The 348-nt window shown below is 45.4% G+C and carries 1 protein-coding gene; it reads right to left on the bottom strand.

What is annotated here, in order from left to right; translation table 11 throughout:
* On the bottom strand, nucleotides 1-348 hold a 348-nt coding region (locus tag C1E99_RS12550; protein ID WP_330848229.1), incomplete at both ends, for a TCP-1/cpn60 chaperonin family protein.

Raw genomic sequence — 348 nt, 5'->3', positions numbered from 1 at the left:
GTAATAACGCCGTCTGTTCCCACGCGCTCCATAGCTTCTGAAATGTACTCACCAACTTTTTTTGAACGGGAAGATACTGCTGCGACTTGAGCAATTTCAGCTTTATTTGACACAGGACTTGCTTGTGCTTTCAAAGCCTCAACCGCTGTTGCAACTGCTGCTTCAATCCCACGACGGATACCAATTGGGTTGGCACCTGCAGTTACGTTTTTCAAGCCTTCACGAACAATAGCCTGAGTCAAAACAGTGGCAGTTGTTGTACCGTCACCAGCAATGTCATTGGTTTTTGAAGCCACTTCGGATACCAACTTAGCACCCATATTTTCAAAATGGTCTTCCAACTCGATT

It is taken from the genome of Streptococcus suis (genome assembly GCF_002964045.1).
Classification (GTDB): Bacteria; Bacillota; Bacilli; order Lactobacillales; family Streptococcaceae; genus Streptococcus; species Streptococcus suis_U.
The sequence above is the reverse complement of the archived record's forward strand: the minus strand, read 5'-3'. Positions and strand labels throughout refer to the sequence as shown.